Source organism: Streptomyces sp. SID11385 (genome assembly GCF_010548245.1).
GTDB lineage: Bacteria > Actinomycetota > Actinomycetes > Streptomycetales > Streptomycetaceae > Streptomyces.
Genome location: NZ_JAAGLR010000681.1, coordinates 1 through 283, shown reverse-complemented (window position 1 = coordinate 283; position 283 = coordinate 1). Strand labels below are relative to the sequence as shown.

Genomic DNA, 283 nt, shown 5'->3' with positions numbered 1-283 from the left:
GTTCAGCTCGGCGTACGCGTGCTCGTCGTCAGCCGTGTCGCCCGTGGGCGCGGGCAGCGGTACGAGCGCGACGGCCTCGGCGCCCGCTTGTGTGACGGCGGCGCGGTCGGCGTCGTCCTCGTCCCCGGGGCCCGGCAGGTCCGTACCGGCGGACCCGTCCGTGCCGTCCGGCGCGCCCGCCTTGCCCGCGAGCACTTCTTCCAGGAGGCCGCGCGCGAGGCGCCCCGTCGCCTCGCCGGGCGTCTCGCCCTCCCACTCGACGGAGGCCACGACGATCTGCCAG

The 283-nt window shown here is 77.4% G+C and carries 1 pseudogene; it reads right to left on the bottom strand.

Annotated elements, in window-relative coordinates:
* Positions 1-283: pseudogene (locus G3I42_RS20550) on the bottom strand (PucR family transcriptional regulator); the annotation flags it as partial.